The organism is Streptococcus sp. VTCC 12886 (assembly GCF_049893425.1).
Lineage (GTDB): Bacteria > Bacillota > Bacilli > Lactobacillales > Streptococcaceae > Streptococcus > Streptococcus suis_AA.
In genome coordinates this window covers 1-866 of record NZ_JBMVJB010000075.1, presented here as the reverse complement: position 1 = coordinate 866, position 866 = coordinate 1, and the positions used below count along the sequence as shown (strand labels likewise).

Annotated in this window: 1 protein-coding gene; it reads left to right on the top strand. The window is 25.6% G+C overall.

Annotated elements, in window-relative coordinates:
* Positions 1-107 precede the first annotated feature (107 nt).
* Entirely contained in the window at positions 108-797 is a 690-nt protein-coding gene (locus ACPC57_RS11560; RefSeq protein WP_434067003.1) for a hypothetical protein, read from the top strand.
* The last annotated feature ends 69 nt before the right edge of the window (positions 798-866 follow it).

Sequence of the window (866 nt, the reverse complement as noted above, 5' to 3'; positions counted from 1 at the left end):
CTAGACATATCTGTTCTCCTCTTTTCTTTAGTGTAGAACACTTTATAAATTCTGTCTAGTTTAGTGTAACCTATTCAATACATCAGATGGTGAATTTATCACCGCATATGCAATATTCAATTAGAGGTATAGATACTTCTGAATTACAAGAGATAGTGTTAAGATTTTTGGATAAATTATATTCTAGAGAGGAAGATTATTTAGCATTTTGGAATTTATATGAAAAGTCTCCTAAATATTTGTATAAAAAGAAAAAGAAACTTAACATTTCTAATATACATTTGAAAAATCAAAATGAGAGTCAAAAGATAGGTTTTTTGCAGGATTTTTTATATGCTGAAATACGAAACAACAAGTATTATAAAAATTTAGAATATAATTTTTTATCAAAGGTTGAGTTCATAAGAAAAAAGAAATTTAAAGAATTTCAGAAATTATCTACTTTTCTCGAATTTAATTATTTGTTTTTTTCTCGTAAATTATTCACTGTGACTTCTAATTTCTTGAATTATTACAATTATATTTTGCCGATTATTTTAAATGAGTTAGTAGGTACTTTGAAAGTTGATGATGTAAAAACTTCTCTAGGAATAGCACAGACAGATTTTGAAACTTTAAAATCATTTTTTTCGGAAAACTATGAAGATTTAAAAGATTTAGTTGTCTTATTGGTTTTGATTAATAATATTTACTTTCGTGAAGATATTTCGAAGTTTCATGAACAATTCAATTCTGAATTCTCAAATGTCTCCGGGGATATTGGGAATGATTTATTATTGTTCAATTCTATGACCTGATATAATTAAGTTGTAACACCTGTGTATAGTTTGGTAAAATACATACATAATCCAAGGAGATGTTACAAT

Bases quoted from the DNA above. Each gene is read 5' to 3' on its own strand.
- ACPC57_RS11560 (WP_434067003.1), top strand. From the start codon at position 108: ATGCAATATTCAATTAGAGGTATAGATACTTCTGAATTACAAGAGATA.